Consider the following 20160-nt stretch of genomic DNA (forward strand, 5'->3'; position numbering starts at 1 on the left):
TCGGCCGCAAGATTGGCAGCAATGTCCAAGCGGTCAGCGCGTGGTCTCGGCTAGGTGTGCATTCGATGCAACCTGCCGAGAGCCTCGCGCATGTTACGCTTATTGCTGGATGCCATTGTCGAGTCCGCCGAAGCGAACGCCACGGTCCGTATCAGGCCGGCCAGCGCGTTCGATGTCGAGGGCCTCTCGATCTATTTCACGAGCCTCTCCACGACATCGCGCAACAAGCGCTTCATGGGCGCGCGCGCGGACTTTGCAATGGTCGCGGCCGAATGCGTCGCCAGGATTAGCCATCCCGGTCATTTCACCCTGCTCGCCGAGATCAGGCAGGAAGGGCAAGGCACGATCATCGGCGAAACCAGATACGCCTACGATGTGGCTGCACGGCATGGTGATTTCGCCATCTCCGTTGCCGATGTCTTTCAGCGCAAGGGCGTCGGCCTCCGCATGATGACAGCCATGGAGAGGCACGCGAGCGATCTCGGTCACGAGATGATTGCGGCCGAGACCGCGCGTGTGAACGCGGAGATGCGCGGCCTTGCGACGAAGGCAGGGTTCGAGGACACTGGTCTCGGAGACTGGCAGTCGGTCCATCTCGCGAAGCGTCTGTCGCGGGTGCGGGGCTTGCCACAAATTTGAGCAAGCGCACGACGCCGATCGTGCCCTAGTATCTCCCTGCGAGGGGAGCTTTGGTCGGATGCGCGCAGTTCTGGATTATTGCACCGGTGGGACGGAGCGGCAGGTTGCAGCCGGCACGCTTATCGTCGCCGAAGGCGGCACCACCGGTCATCTCTATGTGCTGATGCAGGGCAAGCTCGAAGTGCTCAAGGGCGAGATGGTGGTCGCCACGGTGGCCGAGCCCGGCGCGGTGCTGGGCGAAATGTCGGTGCTGCTGGGGCAGCCGCACACTGCGACCGTACGGGCCTGCTCCGACTCCGTCGTCTACGAATTCGAGGATGCCGCCTCGTTCCTCAAGCAGGAGGCGGGCGTGGCGCTTCTGATCGCCAAGATGCTGGCGCAGCGGCTCAATGTCGCCAACACCTATCTCGCCGATCTCAAGCAGCAATATGCCGGCCATGGCACCCATCTGGCCATGGTCGGCGAGGTGCTCCAGAGCATGATCAACCTGCCACCGCTCGAGGTCTCGCCAGGCTCGGATCGGCAATCCGATCCAAGAATGTGAGCCAGTCGGGCGGCGCCTCGATCGGAGCGGCGGGCCGCTTTAGCGGCGCGCCAAGATCGATCCATTGCGCCTCGCCGGCCGCAAGCCAGAACGCCCTGTCCGCATCGAGGTCCAGCACGATATACGTTGGCGGTCGGCCCGGCTGCAGGCCCGCGTTGAACACCCAGGTCTGGCCGAGCCGGTCGAACCACGAACCATCGGTAATGAACGGCGATTGATGCACATGCCCCGAGATCACCATCGAGGGCTGATACTGCATGATCCATTGCACCAGCTCGACGTCGCCGAAGAAGCGTTTGCCGCCCCAGCTCGTCGGTGAATCCGCCGGCGGCGCATGATGGATCCAGATCCAGCGCCGTGGCCGGCCGGCCGCGGCCGCGCCGAGCTGCGCGACGAGGCGTTGCTTGACTAGAGGCCCATCCCACCATGGGCACACCGTGAACAGCGTGTCGCCGACGGTGAGGCCGCCGCCGTCGCAGGCAATGCCCAACTCGCGCACCTCCGAGATCCAGCGCGAGATCTTTTCGCCTTCCGCATTGCGCTCGTCGAGATCGTGATTGCCGGAGCAGAGGATCACGCGGGTCTTCGCTGCGAGCAGCGCGAGGTACTTCTTCACCACCACGATCTGCGCGCGAAAATCCACCATCGAGCCGATGTCGAGCGCATCGCCGGCGAAGATCACGAGGTCGAATTGCGGAGCGGCGCTGACGAGCCAGTCGAGCTGAGGCAGCGAATAGTGCAGGTCGGCCACGACCAGACAGCGCATTGGAAATCCAGGGGTGAGACGTCGAAAATGCTCGGGATTGCAAAATATCTGAACGCAAGAAGCAGACCAGCCGCATCTCTCGCCAATTCAATGCGAGCAGTATGCTGCGGCGCATCCGCGGGTGCAAGCATCGAAGCGTCGCCGGACTGGACCGGATCATCGAATTCTGATGTCGTGGCGCATCCTCAACGGCTCGTGTCCCCAACAGCTCGTCTCCCCAAAGCTCGTCTCCCCATGACCTCCTTCAAGACCATTCGTGCCCGCGCCGAAAAACGCAAGGGCGGGCTCAAGGCGCTGGAAAAGCTGATGCCCGAAAAGCCCGACCTGAAGGGCCTCGCCAAACGCGGCGACGACCGCATACTCGCAGAGATGACGAAGCGTGTGTTTTGCGCGGGCTTTGCCTGGAGCGTGATCGAGACGAAATGGGACGGGTTTGAAGACGCCTTCCTGCGCTTCCAGCCGGCCAAGCTCACCTTCCAGCCGGAGGATTATTGGGAGGGCCTGCTGCGCGACGTGCGCATCGTGCGCAACGGTGCCAAGATCATGTCGGTGCGCGACAACGCAGCCTTCGTCCAGGAGATCGCAAGGGAGCACGGCAGCTTCGGCAGGTTTCTGGCGAAGTGGCCGCCATCCGACCAGATCGGCCTGCTCGATCTCCTGAGCAAGCGCGGCAGCCGGTTGGGTGGCAATACCGGCCAGATGCTGCTGCGGTTCGTCGGCTGGGACGGCTTTGTGACGTCCAGGGACGTCGTGGCCTGCCTGCGCGATGCCGGTCTCGACATCGCCGAAGAGGTCAAGTCGAAAGGCGATCTGGCAAAAGTGCAGGCGCAGTTCAATGCCTGGGCCGAGGAGACCGGGCTCCCCTACACATATCTGTCACGCATCTGCGCGCTGTCCGTCGGCGAGAACAGAAGCGAGTAGCGAATTCGGCTCTTGGAATTTGGCTCTTGGATTCGGCTCTGGGGATGCCGAATCATGTGCGTCCTGTGGCGATCTCGTGCCGCAAGCGCGGCAGGGCGCAACCCGTGATCACGAAATGCATTTTTCGGGAACATTTGTGCGGAGCACCTGTTCGGGAGATAGGCCAGGCGAACATCGGCGCAGGGAACGCCCGGTCTGGCTCAGCTCAATGAAACCGACGTGACAGAAACGGAGCAGCTCATGAAGCTCACATCCGAACAGGTGAAGCAGACCGTCAACCAGCTCGGCGCTCAGGTGCTGCCCGACGAGCATCCCGCCATGCCGCAGCTCAACAGCATGTTCGGCGAACACACTTTCTTCGTCGATGAGACAGGGCTGAAGGTCGTCGAGCCCACGGCGCCCCCCGGCACCGAGCGCCAGAGCGGCGAAGTCGTCAGCCTCGCCGATTGGGGCGATTCCGAGCTGACACGCCTGATGGCGCACGAGCCCGAGCCGACCGGCGTGATCGTCGTGTTCGAGCACGTGAGGCATTGATCGGGCCCAGGGGATCGACCTTCGGTGGCGAGTCTGAAAACCCGCCACCGTAGATTCGCGTGGCGAGCGCGCTCTACGTGGCTGTCTGCGTCCGCGGAAAGCCCGTCAGTTTGGTTCAGATGCCGAGAGTCAGTTGCGGCGGCTCCGCATCGTTCCCGGCCTGGAGGGAAGACAGCGAGACTCCTAGGAGCCTGACGCTCTTCGGCAGCGGCATCTCGCCTTCGAGCAGACCGCAAGCCAGCCGCTCAAGATCGTCCCGGCCTGCAACCGGCGAAAGAGCGGACCTGCTGCGCGTGATGATCTCGAAATCGGCAAACTTGATCTTCAAGGTGACGGTGCGGCCGCGGCTGCCCGTCGCCTCGCAATGGCGCCACACCTTGTCGACGAGCGGCTTGAGCTCGGCGACCAGCGTGTCGAATTCGGTGAGATCGCTTGAGAACGTGGTCTCCGCGCCGATGGACTTGCGGACCCGGTTGGCCCGGACCGGCCGTTCGTCGACACCGCGCGAGATCCAGTAGTAATAGGCGCCCGACTTGCCGAAATTCGCATTCATGAACTCCAGCGTCTGACGACGAATATCGAGACCGGTGAACATGCCGAGCGCGTTCATCTTCGCGCCCGTGGCCGGGCCTATCCCATGGAATTTGCCGACGGGCAGCGTCTCGACGAAGGCGGGTCCCATCTCCGGTGAGATCACGAACTGACCGTTGGGCTTGCGATGATCGGAGGCGAGCTTGGCCAGGAACTTGTTGTAGGAGATGCCGGCCGACGCGTTGAGACCCGTCTCGGCCTTGATCCTCTCGCGGATCTTGAGTGCAATGTCGCGTGCCAGCGGAATGCCTTGCAGGTTTTCGGTCACGTCGAGATAGGCCTCGTCGAGCGACAACGGCTCGATGATCGGAGTATGCTCCGCGAAGATGTCGCGGATCTGCCTGGAGATCGCCTTGTAGACCTCGAAGCGCGGCTTGACGAAGATCAGATCGGGACATTGTCGCTTCGCCGTCACGGACGGCATGGCGGAGCGAACGCCGAACTCGCGGGCCTCATAGCTGGCGGCGGCGACGACGCCACGTTCCGCGGAGCCTCCGACCGCGACCGGCTTTCCGCGCAGCTCCGGATGATCGCGTTGTTCCACGGACGCGTAGAAGGCATCCATGTCGATATGGATGATCTTGCGGATGGGCGAGGCCTCGCCGGCCACCGTGTCGGATTCGCTCATGGCAAGATGATACAATTGAGCGGCGCGAAGCGCGAGGTGATGTGTGATTCACCGAGCAATCTCAGGCTTGTGAGTAGCAAGCATGGGCATGCGATCTAATATGGGGTCGCGGAGGACAGCCCATGCAATACAGCTCCGAACTCATTCGAACGATGCGTCAGGCGCTGGAGGCCGTGATGGCCAGCGTGCCGCCCGATCAGTCGGTGTTCGGCCTGAAGGCGGCCGTCGCCGAATGCATCCTGAAGGCCGCTGCACACGGTCAGACGTCGTACGACGGACTGGTCACGTCAGCTTCCGACCAGGTCCAGGCGATCATCTCGATGCTGAATTGAGCGTGGGCTTGCGCTGAGCAGGCGATGATTCCGGCTTGCATTGGAAGAGACTGGCGCACCCGACACGATTCGAACGTGTGACCTTTGCCTTCGGAGGGCAACGCTCTATCCAGCTGAGCTACGGGTGCAACGAGGGTTCATTTAGCCGATTGGCGAGGGGCGGGCAACCGCTTCCGCCGTCTCCTGCCAGGCTGATTTGGGCTAGGCTGTTTTACGGCCCACGCGACCAGGAACCGGCACGCCGTCCCGCCCGAGCTTGGCGAACTCGGCGAGCAGCCGTTCGGAGCTCATGACGCGGTTGCGGCCGAGCCGTTTGGCGGCATAGAGCGCCTCGTCGGCCGCGGCCAGCAGGCGGTCGGGGCTGCCGTCGGTTTCGTCCGGAATGTGGCTGGCGACGCCGACACTCAGGGTGACGTGGTCGCCGGCCCCGATGGCGCCATGGGTGACCCGCAAGGCCATCACGGCGCAGCGGATCTCGTCGGCGACGACGCACGCGGCATCGCAATCCATGTCCGGCAGGATCAACGCGAATTCCTCGCCGCCATAGCGGCTGGCGAGATCGAGCGGGCGCACGGCATGCCGGCTGACGACGGACGCGACCGCGCGCAGGCACTCGTCGCCGCTCTGGTGGCCGTGGCGATCGTTGAACAGCTTGAAATGATCGACATCGACGAACAGCAGCGCCACCGGCTTCTGCGTCCGCTGGGCGCGGGCCTATTCTCTCATCAGCATCTGGTCGAACGCGCGGCGGTTCGACAGGCCGGTCAGCCCGTCCTTGCTGGCAAGCTCCTTCAGGGCCATCTCGGCGCGCTTCTGGTCGGTAAGGTCGCGCAAAGTCTCCACCACCGCGATCAGGTGGCCGGCCTCGTCGTGGATGGGGCCGGCGTCGATCGCGAGATAGAGCTGGCTGCCGAGCTTCGGCATCACGCACCAGTTCTCGGCGCTGAAGCCGAGCCCGTTATGGCCGCGCGCGGCATATTCCGAATAGAACTCCGGCAGCTGCTCCGGGCGGTCGAGCGCGACGAGGTCGGCAAGGCAAGGGCGCCTGGTCTCGTAGAAGGCCTGCCAGTGCCTATTGGTGCCGATCACCTCGGAGGCGGCGACGCCGGTCAGCCGCTCGCAGGCTCTGTTCCAGATCACGACGCGGCGTTTCGGGTCGACCACGAACGTCGGCACCACCAGATGCTGCATCAGCCGCACGGCATAGGAATCTGCAACGTCGACCGTCTTGGCTGACGTTTTCCCCGGCTTCGCCATGTCAGGCCACCGCCGCCACCGGCAAGGCATGGTTTGGGCCGAACAGCTTTCGCACTTCGCTGGCCGGCTTCGGTCTGCTGAAGAGATAACCCTGCATCTCCGTGCAGCCGAGCGCACGCAGCATCTCGCGCTGCGCCTCGGTCTCGACGCCCTCTGCGACCGTGGTCATGTTGCTGGCGGCGGCGATGTTCACCACCGCCTGCACGATCACGGGCGCGCCGCTCGTCTCGGCGATATCAGCGACGAAGCAGCGGTCGATCTTGATCTTGTCGAAAGGGAAGCGCTTGAGATAGCTGAGCGAGGAGTAGCCGGTGCCGAAATCGTCGAGCGCGATGCGCACGCCGATGGCGCGGAGCTGGTGCAGGATCGAGAGCGCCGCCTCGTCGTCGCGGATCAGCACGGCCTCGGTGATCTCTAGCTCGAGCCGGCACGGGGCAAGTCCGGAATCGGCGAGGGCGCCGGCGATCCGCAGTGCCAGCGTCTCGCATTTGAGCTGTACCGGCGAGACGTTGACCGCGACACGCACATGCGCCGGCCAGGTCGCGGCCTCGTTGCAGGCCATGCGCAACACCCAGTCGCCGAGCTCGTTGATCAGGCCGGTGTCCTCGGCAATCGGGATGAACTCCGCCGGCGACACCATGCCGCGCTGGGGATGCCGCCAGCGCAGCAGCGCCTCGCACCCCGAGACCTCGTTGGTGCGCAGGTCGACCAGCGGCTGATAGTGGATCTCGAAACCGCCGTTCACCAGGGCTTGGCGCAGATCCTGCTCCAGGCTCAGGCGCGCCTTGGCGCTCGCATCCATTTCCGGCTCGAAGAAACGGTGAGTGCGGCGTCCTTCGGCCTTGGCGCCGTACATCGCGAGATCAGCATTCTTGATGAGCTGGTCGAGATCGGTGCCGTCCTGCGGCGCCATCGCGATGCCAATGCTGGCGTCGGTGGAGAGCTGATGGCCGAAGCAATGATAGGGCCGGCGGATCGCCTCGAAGATCCGCGTCACGAATGACACCACGTCGGCGGATGATTTGATCCCGGTCTGGATCACCGCGAATTCGTCGCCGCCGAGCCGCGCGATCAGGTCGCCCGGTCCGAGGCAGCTGCGGATGCGGGCCGCGATTCCCTTCAACAGCTCGTCGCCGACGTGATGACCGAGCGAATCGTTGATGCCCTTGAACTCGTCGACGTCGATATAGAGCAGCGCAAACTGGCTGCCGCCGCCGACCTTCTCCAGTTCGCGCTCGATCTGCTCGCGGAACAGCGCCCGGTTGGGCAGGTCGGTCAGCGCATCGTAATGCGCCATATGCGCGATCTTCTCGTCGGCGCGCCGCCGTTCGGTGACATCTTCGACGACGTTGATGAGGTAACGCGGCTCGCCGGATTCGTCGCGGATTCCGATCCGGGTCGAGGTGATGTAGCGCATCCCCTTGGCCTGGCTCTGCCAGGCATGCTCGTCCTTGAATAATCTCTCGCCCGACTTCAGCGCCTTGCTGTCATCGTCGGTGACTACTCGGGCGGAGGCATCCGGGTATATGTCGAAGGGAGTCTTGCCAACGATGTTTTCACTCGATTGGCCGAATTGCTCTTCGGCGGTCCGGTTGACCAGCAGATATTGCCGCGTTTGAGCATCCTTCACGGTGATCTGCGACGGGATGTGGTCGATGATCTCGCGCAGGAACATGTAGTTGCGGTCGCGTTCCTGCTCCAGCTTGCGCCGCTCGGTGATGTCTTCGATCGTGGCCACCCATCCGCCCTGCGCGAGCGGAGTGTTGATGACCTGGAAAGCTCGGCCACTCGGCAAGTGATGGCTTCTCGTGGAGACCGTGCCCTCCGCGACGATCCTCATGACGTCGGCGCAAAATGCCTCGACATCGCCTTCGAACGCGCCGCGCTCCTTGCGGTGATACATCGCCTCGCGGATGTGACAGCCGGGCTTGATGACATCGTGAGAGAGGCCGAACATGTCGGCGTAGCGGCGGTTGCAGGTGACGATGTATCCGGCGGCATCGTACAGGATCAACCCTTGCGACATGTTGTTCAAGGCGGTGTCGAGCCGCCCGCGCTCCGCTTCCAGCCGTTGCTGCGCCTCACGGTTCTGCCGGTTGATCTGGCGAACGATCAGGAACAGGATCAGCGCAATCACGGTGGCCGAAAGCGCAGCGGTGGTGACCATGAAACCGGTCTGCTGCCGCCAGTCGGCCAGCGCGGCTCTCGTGGTGTTGGTCGCGACGATGACCAGCGGGAAGTGCGACAGCGAGGCCCCGGAGCCGAGGCGCTCGTCGCCGTCGATCGGGCCCCTGACGCGCAGGGTGTGCCGGCCACCTTCGGCCAGCATCTTGCGCATCAGCGGTGCGTCCTTGAAGTCCCTGCCGATCAGCTCTTCGACATGCGGGTAACGCGACAGCATCTTGCCATTGCGGTCGAACAGCGAGATCGCCGTGCCCTCCGCAAGCGCAACGGACGCGAAATAGTTCTGGTAGCTGTCCGGATCGATCCGGCGGACCATCGTGCCGAAGAAGCTGCCGTCCGCGCCGCTCAGCCGACGCGCGACAATCGTGGTCCATTTTCCGATGATGAAGCTGCGGACCGACTCCAGCGCCACCGGTTCGGCCATCGGATTCGATTTGAAGGTCTGAAAATAGGCGCGCGAGGAGATGTTGATCTTGGGGAGCGGCTGGGGCCGCGACCAGTTGATCAGTTCGCCGTCGGCATCGTAGATCGCGATGTCGCCGAGGTAAGACACCGGGCCGATCTTGCTCCGCAGCATCTGGTTCGTCGCGGGTCCGGACATGCGCTCGCGGAACATCGCGGCCGAACTGATCTCCGGCAGATTCATCTGCCCGATCACATCGGCGGCGACGATGTCGGAATCTTCAAATTGCTGATCGAAGTGCCGCGCGATCAGCTGCACCGTATTTTCCAGCTCGCGCTCGCGGTTGGTCAGGGTACGTTCGCGAAATTCGCCGACGGCCATGGCGGTCACCGCGAAGATCCCCGCGACCAGCAACACGCCGCACAGGGTGAGCCACAGCACCGGTCCGCGCCGAATGGCTGCCTCCCAGCCGTGCTTCGCGGCTAGGAACATTCCGGCTGCAATTCCTGCAAAGACCTGGCGCATTCCCCCTCCCTGGAGGGACAGGAATACAGCACACAAATGGCGTAAAGCTTAGGAAAGCCAGTTACCTGAGCGTTAATCTCGTTGCGTGATCGCAGTCGTGTCCAGCGAGCCGCCGCGCTGCATCATGAATCGCGCGTTAATGCGAGCTGCCCGCGCTCTTGTCGCTGCCAAGATTACGCAGCCGCCCGACCACGCCCGTCGGAAAGAAGTAGACGCTGGCGATGAAGAGCAGCCCGAGCCACAGCAGCCATCGGTCGGGATGCAACAGTCCGGGCAGCAGCGGCAGGCCGGCTTCCGACGCCGCCTTGGAGGCGACGCCCATCAGCGACTGCAGATAGTTCTGGGCGAGGATGAAGATGGTGGCGCCGATGATCGCGCCGTAGATCGTGCCCATGCCGCCGATCACGACCATCAGCAGGATGTCCAGCATGATCGAGAAGCTGAGCGAGGTATCGGGACCGGCATAGCGCAGCCACAGTGCATTGAGAATGCCGGCGCCGGCGGCGACCAGTGCGGCGATGCAGTTGGCGTAGCTCAGGTGGAAGACGGTGCGGAAGCCGAGCGCCTCGGCGCGGAAGCGATTTTCGCGGATCGCCTGCAGCACGCGCCCGAACGGCGAGTTCACCACCCGCAGCAAAGCGAGGATCATCAGGGCCGAGACGGCGAACACCAGATAGTAGGTCAGGATGCGGCCGTTGACCTCAAACCCCAGCACGTTCTTGGAGATCAGCACCGTGCCGGGCCTGAGCAGCTCGGGCAGCTGAAAGCTGCGTCCGTCCTCGCCGCCGGTCAGCCAGGACAGCTGCGAGGCCAGCACCTGGAAGGCGGATGCGACCGCGAGCGTGATCATGGCAAAGAAGATCGCAGCCACCCGCAGCGAGAACAGCCCGATCGCAAGCGCAAGCAGCGCGGCAAGCGGCAGGCCGACCGCGATGCCGGTTGCAACCGCACCCCAATTCGGGCCCATCCCGTACAGCGCGATCGCGATCGCGTAGCTGCCGATCCCGTAGAACATGGTGTGTGCGAACGACACCGAGCCGGTATAGCCGAGCAGCAGATCGTAGGAGGCGACCAGTGCGGCGAAGACGCAGATCTTGGCCGCGACGTTCAGCGCCTTCGCCCCGGGAAACAGGAACGGCGTCGCCAGCAGCGCCAGGATGATGAGGACGAGAACGAGCGTGAGCACGCGGCTGCGCGGCGGATCGCCTGACAGGATCATCATCGGCTGGTCACCGCATAGAGGCCACGCGGCCGCCACATCAGAATGGCGACCATCAGCAGGATGTTGGAGACGAGGGCGAGCTTCGGCACCAGGAAGCCGCCGTAATTGGCAATCATCGCCACCAGGATCGCGCCGATGAAGCAGCCGCCGATCGAGCCGAGGCCGCCGATGATGACGACGATGAAGATCAAGACGGTGAGGTCGTCGCTCATGGAGGCGTGGACCTGCTCGCGATACAGCGCCCACATCACGCCGCCGAGGCCCGCCAGCGCCGATCCCGTCATGAACACGCCGAGAAACAGACGGCGAATGCGATAGCCGAGCGCCTCGACCATCTCGCGGTTCTCGACGCCGGCGCGGATCAGAAGCCCGAGCTTGGTTCGGTTGAGCACGAGCTGAATCGCGATGAAGACGGCAAGGCCGATCAGCGTCGCCAGCACGCGGTATTTCGCGATCGCGACGTCGCCGAGGATGAAGGAGCCGCGCAGCGACGTCGGCAGCGGCGTCGGGATGATCTGCGGCCCCCACACCGCATAGAGCGTCTGCTCGGCGACGATCAGGCCGCCCGTCGTCATCAGGATCTGCTTCAGATGCTGGCCGTAGACGGGCAGGATCAGCACCCGCTCGACGATCAGGCCGAGCGCGCCGGACACCGCCATCGACAGCAATGCCGCCGGCGCCAGCACCGCGAGGTTCATCCACAGCGAATCCGCCTGGAGTGAGGCCGCGAACGGCGCCAGCACCAGGGTCGCGACATAGGCCCCGACCGCGATGAAGGCGCCATGGCCGAAATTGAGCACGTCCATCAGGCCGAACACGAGCGTGAGTCCGGAGGCCATGATGAAGATCATCATGCCCATCGCGAGGCTCGCGGCCGTCAGCGTCAGCCAGGTGCTGGGCGAGCCGATCAGCGGAATCATCACCAGGGCGACCGCGATCGGCAGCAGGATCGGCGCGATGTCGCGCTTGGGCTTCGGCAGCGGATCGGTTGCGGCGAGCTCGGTCATTGATGCGTCTCCAGGCTCAGGCCGAGCAGTCGCTCCTGCAGCGGCACGTCGGCCGCCAAGGCCGCCATCTCGCCGCGATGGACGATGGTGCCGTTGTCCATCACCAGCACGTCGTCGCCGAGCTCGCGGGCCGCAAAGAAATTCTGCTCGACCATCAGGATGGTAGCGCCCTTGCGCTTGATCTCCTTCAGACACTCGATCAGCGCCATCACGATCGCGGGCGCCAGCCCCTTGGTCGGCTCGTCGATCAGCAGGAGCTTGCGCGGTTCGATGATGGCGCGGGCAATCGACAACATCTGCTTCTGTCCGCCCGAGAGACTTCCCGCGCGCGACAGCCAGAACCGGCGCAGCGCGGGGAAGAAGCCGAAGATCCAGTCGAGCTGGGTGTCGTCGAGCGGCCCGTCGCGCGCCGCCAGCACCAGATTTTCCTTCACCGTGAGATCCGAAAACACCGCCATGCTCTCCGGCACGTAGCCGACGCCGAGCCGCGCGATGTCGGGCGTCGCGCGGCTCTCGATGCGCTCGCCGGCGAGTCTGATCTCGCCGGAGGAGGCCTGCCAGAGGCCCATGATGGTGCGCAACGTCGTGGTCTTGCCGGCGCCGTTGCGGCCGAGCAGCATCGTTGTCTGCCCCTGCGCGACAGCGAGATCGATGCCCTGGAGGATGTGATAGCGGCCGATATGAGTGTGCACACCGGAGAGCCTCAACAGATCGGTCATGCTGCGCTCCCTCCAACTTTATTGGGCGCGACGCCGAGATAGGCTTCCTGCACGATCGGTGATGCGATCACCTCGGCCGGAGGGCCGTCCGCAACAAGCTGCCCGTTATGCAGCACGATGATGCGGTCGGCGAGCGATCGCACCACGTCCATCTTGTGCTCGACGAGGAGGATGATCCTGCTCTTGTCCTGCTTGAGCTGCGCGATCAGGTTCAGCACGACCGGCACCTCGTCGATGCTCATGCCTGCGGTCGGCTCGTCGAACATGAACACCTTTGGTTCGAGCGCCATCATCAGCGCGACCTCGAGCTTGCGTTGGTCGCCATGCGACAGTGCGGTGGCGGCGACGCCGCGGCGGCCGCCGAGCGCGACCTGATCCAGGATCGTATCGGCGCGCGCAATCAGATCACGGCGGACCATCCAGGGCCGCAGCATGTCGTAGTGAGTGCCGTCAGCGGCCTGCACGGCGAGGCGGACGTTTTCCTCCACCGATAGATTCGGAAAGAGGTTTGTGAGCTGGAAGGCGCGCCCCAGGCCCGCGCGCGTCCGCATCGGCGCGGAATGCTGGGTGATGTCGGTGCCGTCGAACAGAATGCTGCCGCTCGATGCGCGGAGCTGGCCAGAGATCAGGTTGAAATAAGTGGTCTTGCCGGCGCCGTTCGGGCCGACGATGGCGGTGAGCTCGCCCGGCCGGAAGCTGCAGGTGACGTTGTTGACCGCGACATGGCCGCCGAAACGGATGGTGAGGTCGCGGGTTTCGAGGGAGAGCGTCATCGAAACTTTCGATCAGGTTTGGTTGGAAGTGTATCCGCGATCACGCTGCGCCCCCTCCCTCGCTTGCGGGGGAGGGCTGGGGAGAGGGTGCCTCCTCAGTCGAGAACCCCCAAGAGGACAGCGCCCTCTCCCGGCCTCCCCCGCAAGCGGGGGAGGTGAAGGAAGAAAGATCAGCGCTTGTTCTTGATCGGAACGTCCATGTCCTCGATCTTCAGCTCGCGCACCGGCTCGAGCACGGCCCAGGCGACATTCGGATCGACCCTGACCTTGAAGTGATACATGCTCTGGAGCGCCTGATGGTCTTCCTTGCGGAACATCATCTTGCCCTTCGGCGTGTCGAACTCCAGGCCTTCCATGGCCGTGATCAGCTTCTCGGTGTCGGTCGACTTCGCCTTGGTGACGGCGGCCACGACAGACATCGCGGCGGCGAAACCGCCCGCGGTGAAGAAGTCCGGCGGCGCGTTGAAGCGCTTCTGGTGTTCGGCGACCAGCCAGTCGTTCACCGGGTTCTTCGGGATCGAATAGAAGTAATAGGTGGCACCTTCCATGCCGGGCAGACCCTTATAGGCGGCGAGCGCCGGCAGGATGTTGCCGCCGGTGGACAGCTCGATGCCGTAGCGCTTCGGATCCATGTCCTGGAGTTTCGCCAGCGGATTGCCGGCGCCGGCCCAGATCACCCAGATCACCTTGCGGCCCGGCTTGTCCTTCAGCGCGTCGAACAGGCGCTGGCCGACCGCGGTGAAGTCGGTGGTCGAGGTCGGGGCATATTCTTCGGCGGCGAGCGTCGCGCCGGTCTTGCCGAGCGCCTCCTTGAAGGCGGCGACGCCGTCGCGGCCGAAGGCGTAGTCCTGCGCCAGCGTTGCGACGGTGACGCCCTGCTTGCCGATCGCGACCGCGTTCGAGATCGCGTCTTGCGACGAGTTGCGCGCCGTGCGGAAGATGTAGCGATTCCACTTCTCGCCGGTAATCTGATCCGCGACCGCGGGCTCCACGATCAGGATCTTCTTGTTCTCCTCGGCGACCGGCAGGATCGCGAGTGCCGCGGCCGACGAGGTCGTGCCGATCGCGATGTCGGCCTTGTCGTCCTGATAGGCTTCCGCGAGCGCGGCCTTGGAGAGATCGGGCTTGCCCTGGTCGTCCTTGGTGATGATGACGATCTTGCGCCCGTCGAGCGTCATGGTGCCCTTGGTGGCGTATTCAAAACCCATCTGCAGGCCGGTCTCGGTCTGCTTGGCATAGGCTTCGAGCGGGCCGGTCTTGCCATAGATCAGCGCGACCTTGAGATCGTCGGCCTGTGCGGAGGTGCCCGCGGCGAGGGCGAGGATGGTGGTTGCCATGACGAGTGATCGACGCACGGTGGTCCCTCCTGATGAAATGCTTTGGTCATAGCGATTTGCACAACCGTGCGGACATTGCAATTCCACCTTCCGGCGGACCACGCGACGGGCATGTGTGACATTGTCCCGGCCCGGCCGCGCCGGATCGCTTCCGCCGAGGAAATCGGCAGATGCAATTGTTGACCTCACCCCCGGAACGGGCTGCTCAGGCTTTGCAAAGTAACCAAAGGCGCGGGGTTACCGCCGGTATCCGTTCGCCCGGGAATAGCCCTGCCGGTTCTGTTGCGTCGAGCGGTTTGTGACACTGGCGCGTGCTTCGCTGGAGATCGGCGTTGCGAGCTTCAGCTCCTCCAGGAAGATCGGCCGGGAGAAATAATAGCCCTGCGCGTAGCGGATCTTGGTCGCAGCCTGCAGGTAGGCGAGCTCCTCGTAGGATTCGATGCCTTCGGCGATCACGGTCATGCCGAGCGCTTCGCTCAGGGATTCGATCGCGCGCAGGATTCCCTGGTTGCGTGGGCGCTTATGGATATCGGTAATGAAGGAGCGGTCGATCTTGATCTCGTCCGCGGTGATGTCGGCCAGCGCCGACAGTGAGGAATAGCCGGTGCCGAAATCGTCGATCGAGATGGCGACGCCGAGCTTGCGGAACATCGGCAGGATCTCGGCCTGGAAATGATTCTTGGCGACGAAGGCGTCTTCCGTAACCTCGATCATGAAGCGCTGCGGAAAGCTGGTGTCGTCGAGCGCCTGGGCAAAGCTGCGCATGAATTCGGGGTTGCCGGCCTGCTTGGCCGCGACGTTGATGCTGATGGTCGCTTCCGCACCGAACGTCTCGTTGATCAGGTCGATCGACTTGACGATCTCGGCGAGCACGAGATGGGTCAGCTCGTCGATCAGCCCGAGTTCGGTGGCAAGATTGATGAACGAGCCCGGCGCCTGGATCACGCCCTCGTCGTCGCGCAGCCGAACCAGGGCCTCGATGCCCTTCACCTCCTGCGTGCGGATGTCGACCTTGGACTGGAAGGCGCAGCAGAAGCGCTTCTCCAGGATGGCCTGCCGCAGCGACTGCTCGATCTTCATCCGCGCCAGGGCCTCGCGCTCCATGCTGGAGTCGAAGAAGGCCGCCGATCCCTTGCCGTCGTTCTTGATGCGGTACATCGCGATGTCGGCGTTCTGGCGCAGTGTCTCGAAGCTGCTTCCGTGATCGGGGTAGAGGCTGATGCCGACCGAGGTTGAGGCGAACACTTCCGAATTGTCGATGAAGAACGGCGCGGTCAGCCGCTCCAGCGTCGACTGCATGAATTCGGCGACTTCCTCCTGGTTCTGGATCGGCGACAGCAGCAGCAGGAATTCGTCGCCGGAGATGCGCGACAGCATGTCCGAATCGCGCAGGCCGCGTCCAAGCCGCTTCGACAGCTCGACCAGCAGGGCATCGCCCACCGTGTGACCGTAATAGTCGTTGATGTGCTTGAAATTGTCGACGTCGAGAAAGGCGAGCGCAAAGCGCTCGCCGGCGCGACCCTGCGCGAGCAGGCTGGTGGCGCGATGTTCGATCACCCGCCGCGAGGGCAGGCCGGTCAGCTCGTCGAAATAGGCCGAGCGGAACAGCTGGTCCTCGAAATTCTTCTGGTCGGTGATGTCGGAGGAGGCCGAGATCAGCAGCTCACGTCCGTCAAGGCGGATCGGACGATGGGTGGTCAGCAGCACCTGGCGTGCGGCTCCGTCGTGGAGCGCTTCCTCGGCGACCACCGCCTGACCGGAGCTCAGGGCCTGCCGGCAGGCTTCGAGGCGCGACGCGAGATCGCGCGAGGGGCGGCTGCCGTCCATGCCGAGCTGGGCGGCCGCGACATCGTTGACCAGGAGAAGTTCGCCTTGCGCGTCCTGCACGGTCAGGCCGGCAGGCAGCATTCTAACGATTTCCTTGAGGAATCCGAGTTCGGCTTCGCTCGCGCCGGAATATTTGTTGTCGTTCATAGAAGTCATGAATCTTGTTGTTTCAGCGCGCCTTTGCAATGGGCGCGATCTTGCGCGGTTCCCTCTTAAGTTTGGTTAAGGGGCCCGGAGAATTACGGTGGTGTTTTGCGGCGATGCGACGCGCGCAGCCCATCGTCATTAACAGGGCGTCAACGCGTCCGGCGAAAAGTCGAACGACGCGCGCGAGCGGCTTTGGTTTGCGCCGTGTCTAACCGTCCTTGGGAATACGGCATTGCATGGTGCAATGAAGTCCGGTCCTGAGATAGGAGACCTCCGTCTTGCCGTCGAAGGCCGACAGCGCCGACTTCAACAGCTTGGTGCCGAAACCCGGCTCGGAGATCATGTCGACACTCGGGCCCTCGGTTTCATCCCAGGTCACGGTCAGACGGTCGTCGCTGACGGTCCATGACACCTGCAACAATCCGCGCGGCGCGGAGAACGCGCCATATTTGCCTGCGTTGGTGGCGAGCTCGTGAAACATCAGGGACAGCGTGACCGCAAGCTTCGGCGGCAGGAACAGCCGGTCGCCGTTGAGCGTGAAGCGGACATGGCCGTAAGGGCCGAGCTCGGAGATCAGCAGGTCGCGGATGTCGCAGCCGGCCTTGTCGATCCGCGAAATCAAATCGTCGGTCGCTGCAAGCGACCGCAGCCGCGGATCGATCCGGGCCCAGATTTGCGGCTGATCGTGCAGCACCTGATGCAGCACGGCATGCACTGTCGACAGCTTGTTCTTCAGCCGGTGCTGGAGTTCGTCGACCAGCAGCTTGCGGTAGTCTTCTTCCTCGATCAGGCGCCTGGAAATCCGGCGCTGCTCGACGAGTAGCGAGCGATAGTGCTCGACGCCCCAGATGGTGAGCGCGCAGACCGCCCAATAGAGTGCCAGCAGGGCGAATCGCGCGTTATCGGCAAGCGCATCGCCGAAGTTCACGACGACGCCGAGCACACCGCCGACCAGCGCCGTGATGATGCCGATGCGGAAGCCGCCGAACGCGGCCGCAAAGAACACGGCCGGGAAATACGGCGTGAAATAGACGTCGGGCCGCACATGGGCGAGAGCCCAGCGCGCCAGCGTCGCAACCAGCAGGCAGGCGACCGCAAACGCAAGGCTGAGGCCGAGCGATGGCGGTGCCACGCCCTGCCAGCCCTTGCGGAATTCGTCGATCAGCTTCGCCATGCGCAGTCCGGTCGCGATATGCGTTCGACAATCGAGCGGTCGCCAGGAATGTTACGCATGTCGCCGGCCCCAAGCAAAGCTTGCCTTGTCGGAAGCCGGCAGGAATAGTGCCTGCTGCGGCGCCGACCGTCGCGGCGCCGTCGTCGATCGGTGTCCGCCATTTGGCGTCAAGGGGTTCGAAAACAGGGACATTCCATGGGCAGGCTGGATGGCAAGGTCGCGGTGATCACGGGCGCGACGAGCGGGATCGGGTTGCGGACTGCAGAAGTCTTCGTTGCCGAAGGTGCCAAAATTGTGATCGCGGGGCGGCGTGTACCGGAAGGCGAGGCGCTGGCGAAGCAGCTCGGGTCGAATTGCGTCTTCCGCCAGACGGATGTGACGGCGGAAGCGCAGATGCAGGCGTTGATCGCGCTCGCGATCGAAAAATTCGGCCGCATCGACTGCCTGTTCAACAATGCCGGCGGCCCGGCGCAGACTGGCGGCATCGAAGGCCTCGAGGTCGAGCGCTTCGATGCGGCGATGGCGACCCTGCTGCGCAGCGTCATGCTCGGCATGAAACACGCCGCACCCCACATGAAGAAGCAGGGATTTGGCAGCATCATCAACAATGGCAGCATCGCCGGCCGTCTCGCCGGCTTCTCGTCCTCGATGGTCTATGGTGCGGCCAAGGCGGCGGTGATCCATCTCACCAAATGCGTGGCGATGGAGCTCGGCGAATCCAATGTCCGCGTCAACTCGATCTCGCCCGGCGCCATCGCGACCGGCATTTTCGGCAAGGCGCTCGGGCTTTCGACCGATGCGGCGGAGAAGACGCCGGCGGTGATGCGCGAGATCTACAAGACCGCGCAGCCAATCCCGCGCGCCGGGCTTCCCGATGACATCGCCCATGCAGCGGTGTTCCTGGCCAGCGACGAATCCAGCTTCATCAACGGCCATGACCTCGTCATCGACGGCGCGATGACCGGCGGCCGCAACTGGAGCCAGCAGCAGCAGGGCTACGTGGCCCTGCGCAAGGCGTTCGATCAGGGGGCCGGATAGTTTCGTCATTGCGAGGAGCGAAGCGACGAAGCAATCCAGGCTGCTTCCGCGGACGCAGTCTGGATTGCTTCGCTTCGCTCGCAATGACGACTGCAATGCTCACACCGCCTTCACCCGCACCCGCAATCCGTCGCGCGGCTTCGGGATCGGCCACATCTGCCAGTCCGGCTTGTAGCCGGGCTCCAGCGATACCTCGATGTTCTGCAAGAAGTGCCGCGCGAAGCATTTGGCCTGCATGTAGGCGAAGTGCAGGCCGAGGCACATATGCGCGCCGCCGCCGAACGGCACCCAGGCGAAGCGGTGGCGGTTGCGCTGGGCCTCCTCGGTGAAACGCAGCGGATCGAAGCGGTCCGGCTCCGGCCAGATGTCCTTCATGTGGTGCGTGTAGAGCGGATTGACGCCGATTGCGGTGCCGGCGGGAATCGAAAAACCCTTGAACGTGAAATCGCGCATGGCGCGGCGCGGCATCGAGGGCACCGGCGGCTTGATCCGCAGCGCTTCCTTGAACGCCATCTCTGACAGCGGCATCTTTTCGAGATCGTCGAAACTGCTCGGCGCGTCAGGGGCGAGCCCCAGTGCCATGACTTCCGCGCGAAGCTTGTCCTGCCAGCCGGGATTTGCCGCGAGCTCGCCGATGAACGACGTCAGCGACGAGGTCAGCGTGTCGTGCGCCGCCATCATCAGAAAGCTCATGTGGTCGATGATGTCCTGTTCCGAGAGCAGGGCGCCGTCCTCGTGGGTTGCGCGGCAGAGCTGCGAGAACAGGTCATCGCCGCCGTGATTGCCGCGTCGCAGCGGAATCTGCTCGCGGAAATAAGCGACGATGCGCTTGCGCCCCCTGACGCCGGCCGCCATCTGCGTGCCGGGCAGCGGTCGGCGGATCGGGGCGACGGCCGCGGCGACCATATCGACGAAGGCGCGGTTGATCTCGTCGACCTCCGGCCCGATATCGGCGCCGAGAAAGGATGCGGCGGCGAGATCGAGCGTGAGCTGCTTCATCGCCGGATAAAGCTGCATCTCGCCGGGTTTCGCCTTCCACTGCGTGACGCGGGCGGCGATGCCGCGGTCGAGATCGCTCAGATACGACTTCATCGGGCCGGACTTGAACGCGACCGACAGCGCCTTCCGATGCAGCCGGTGCTCCTCGAAATCCAGCAGCATCAATCCGCGCGGGAACAACAGGCCGAGCACCTTGTTCCAGCCATGGGTCGAGGAGAACAGCTTTTGCTGGTCGAACAGCACGAGCTCGTTGGCCTCGGGGCCGAGCAGCACGACATTGGTCTCGCCGAAGAAATGCGTGCGATAGACCAGGCCGTATTTGGCGCCGTTCGCCTCGATGTGCCCCTTGGGGTCGGCGAGGACCTGAAAGGTCTTGCCGATGATCGGCCAGCCTTCGTCGCCGGGGATATGTGTCAGCTCGTTGCGCCTGGGCGGAGTGAAGCCGAGCGCAGGGGCGGCCACATTCTGCATCGACATGACGATTGCTCCGGTTGGCTGGACCCAACATAACACAATCCGGGTCCGCTGATGCGCCGGTGCTTCGCTGCGGCCATCCTTCGAGACGCCCGCCTTTGGCGGGCCCTCAGGATGAG

Annotated in this window: 17 protein-coding genes, 1 tRNA gene and 1 pseudogene; 6 read left to right on the forward strand and 13 right to left on the reverse strand. The window is 64.0% G+C overall.

The genetic code is table 11. The features are described 5' to 3' along the window. The first annotated feature begins 90 nt into the window (after positions 1-90). Together ABIB91_RS22130 and ABIB91_RS22135 are read left to right on the forward strand one after the other, a co-directional pair. Entirely contained in the window at positions 91-639 is a 549-nt protein-coding gene (locus ABIB91_RS22130; protein WP_354166105.1) for a GNAT family N-acetyltransferase, read from the forward strand. A 58-nt stretch (positions 640-697) separates the two neighbouring features. Further along, entirely contained in the window at positions 698-1183 is a 486-nt protein-coding gene (locus ABIB91_RS22135; RefSeq protein WP_007598226.1) for a Crp/Fnr family transcriptional regulator, read from the forward strand. Here ABIB91_RS22135 and ABIB91_RS22140 read toward each other — a convergent pair. Then, positions 1122-1949 carry a metallophosphoesterase family protein gene (locus ABIB91_RS22140; protein ID WP_354166118.1) on the reverse strand — a complete coding sequence of 276 codons (828 nt, stop codon included), beginning with the start codon at positions 1947-1949 and terminating at the stop codon, positions 1122-1124. The two genes, ABIB91_RS22135 and ABIB91_RS22140, sit on opposite strands and share 62 nt — an antisense overlap. A 234-nt stretch (positions 1950-2183) precedes the next feature. On the opposite strand from ABIB91_RS22140, the gene ABIB91_RS22145 reads away from it, so the two are divergent. Beyond that, the gene (locus ABIB91_RS22145; RefSeq protein ID WP_354166127.1) at positions 2184-2870 is read left to right on the forward strand and encodes a DNA-3-methyladenine glycosylase I; all 687 of its coding nucleotides are present in this window, start codon (positions 2184-2186) and stop codon (positions 2868-2870) included. Positions 2871-3110: 240 nt separating this feature from the next. Beyond that, on the forward strand, positions 3111-3404 hold the full coding sequence (locus ABIB91_RS22150; RefSeq protein ID WP_007598221.1) for a hypothetical protein: 294 nt from the start codon (positions 3111-3113) through the stop codon (positions 3402-3404). Positions 3405-3519: 115 nt separating this feature from the next. On the opposite strand, the gene dinB is transcribed toward ABIB91_RS22150, so the two are convergent. Further along, positions 3520-4623 (reverse strand): DNA polymerase IV, encoded by a 1104-nt coding sequence (dinB, locus tag ABIB91_RS22155; RefSeq protein ID WP_354166156.1) that lies wholly within the window; start codon positions 4621-4623, stop codon positions 3520-3522. Between the two features lie 122 nt (positions 4624-4745). Here dinB and ABIB91_RS22160 point away from each other — a divergent pair, with 122 nt between their 5' ends. Next, on the forward strand, positions 4746-4955 hold the full coding sequence (locus tag ABIB91_RS22160; RefSeq protein WP_007598219.1) for a hypothetical protein: 210 nt from the start codon (positions 4746-4748) through the stop codon (positions 4953-4955). Positions 4956-5006: 51 nt separating this feature from the next. On the opposite strand, the gene ABIB91_RS22165 is transcribed toward ABIB91_RS22160, so the two are convergent. The 10 genes and pseudogenes from ABIB91_RS22165 to ABIB91_RS22210 form a co-directional block, all read right to left on the reverse strand. Further along, positions 5007-5083 (reverse strand) — tRNA-Arg (locus ABIB91_RS22165). A 73-nt stretch (positions 5084-5156) separates the two neighbouring features. Beyond that, positions 5157-6212, reverse strand: a pseudogene (locus ABIB91_RS22170) (sensor domain-containing diguanylate cyclase). A 1-nt stretch (position 6213) separates the two neighbouring features. Then, positions 6214-9324 carry a bifunctional diguanylate cyclase/phosphodiesterase gene (locus tag ABIB91_RS22175; RefSeq protein ID WP_354166170.1) on the reverse strand — a complete coding sequence of 1037 codons (3111 nt, stop codon included), beginning with the start codon at positions 9322-9324 and terminating at the stop codon, positions 6214-6216. A 136-nt stretch (positions 9325-9460) separates the two neighbouring features. Further along, positions 9461-10546: a branched-chain amino acid ABC transporter permease gene (locus ABIB91_RS22180; RefSeq protein WP_354166178.1), complete on the reverse strand. Its 1086-nt coding sequence runs from the start codon at positions 10544-10546 to the stop codon at positions 9461-9463. Further along, positions 10543-11553, reverse strand: a complete 1011-nt coding sequence (locus ABIB91_RS22185) for a branched-chain amino acid ABC transporter permease (protein WP_007598211.1) — start codon at positions 11551-11553, stop codon at positions 10543-10545. Before ABIB91_RS22185 ends, ABIB91_RS22180 begins: the two co-directional genes overlap by 4 nt. Continuing rightward, positions 11550-12272, reverse strand: coding sequence for an ABC transporter ATP-binding protein (locus ABIB91_RS22190; RefSeq protein WP_354166191.1), 723 nt, complete (start codon positions 12270-12272; stop codon positions 11550-11552). Before ABIB91_RS22190 ends, ABIB91_RS22185 begins: the two co-directional genes overlap by 4 nt. Further along, a complete protein-coding gene (locus ABIB91_RS22195) occupies positions 12269-13045 on the reverse strand; it encodes an ABC transporter ATP-binding protein (RefSeq protein ID WP_007598207.1) in 777 nt (258 codons plus the stop codon). The genes ABIB91_RS22190 and ABIB91_RS22195 overlap by 4 nt, the downstream gene beginning before the upstream one ends. A gap of 170 nt (positions 13046-13215) precedes the next feature. Further along, complete coding sequence (locus ABIB91_RS22200) at positions 13216-14382, reverse strand: substrate-binding domain-containing protein (protein ID WP_246648586.1); 1167 nt, start codon at positions 14380-14382, stop codon at positions 13216-13218. A gap of 237 nt (positions 14383-14619) precedes the next feature. After that, positions 14620-16356 (reverse strand): putative bifunctional diguanylate cyclase/phosphodiesterase, encoded by a 1737-nt coding sequence (locus tag ABIB91_RS22205; protein ID WP_354166209.1) that lies wholly within the window; start codon positions 16354-16356, stop codon positions 14620-14622. A 208-nt stretch (positions 16357-16564) separates the two neighbouring features. After that, a complete protein-coding gene (locus ABIB91_RS22210; RefSeq protein WP_354166216.1) occupies positions 16565-17530 on the reverse strand; it encodes a sensor histidine kinase in 966 nt (321 codons plus the stop codon). Positions 17531-17725: 195 nt separating this feature from the next. Here ABIB91_RS22210 and ABIB91_RS22215 point away from each other — a divergent pair, with 195 nt between their 5' ends. Next, on the forward strand, positions 17726-18568 hold the full coding sequence (locus ABIB91_RS22215; protein ID WP_354166223.1) for an SDR family NAD(P)-dependent oxidoreductase: 843 nt from the start codon (positions 17726-17728) through the stop codon (positions 18566-18568). Between the two features lie 99 nt (positions 18569-18667). Here ABIB91_RS22215 and ABIB91_RS22220 read toward each other — a convergent pair whose 3' ends face one another. Next, the gene (locus ABIB91_RS22220; protein WP_354166246.1) at positions 18668-20044 is read right to left on the reverse strand and encodes a cytochrome P450; all 1377 of its coding nucleotides are present in this window, start codon (positions 20042-20044) and stop codon (positions 18668-18670) included. Between the last annotated feature and the right edge of the window lie 116 nt (positions 20045-20160).

This window comes from Bradyrhizobium sp. JR4.3, from assembly GCF_040547695.1.
GTDB classification, from domain to species: Bacteria; Pseudomonadota; Alphaproteobacteria; order Rhizobiales; family Xanthobacteraceae; genus Bradyrhizobium; species Bradyrhizobium canariense.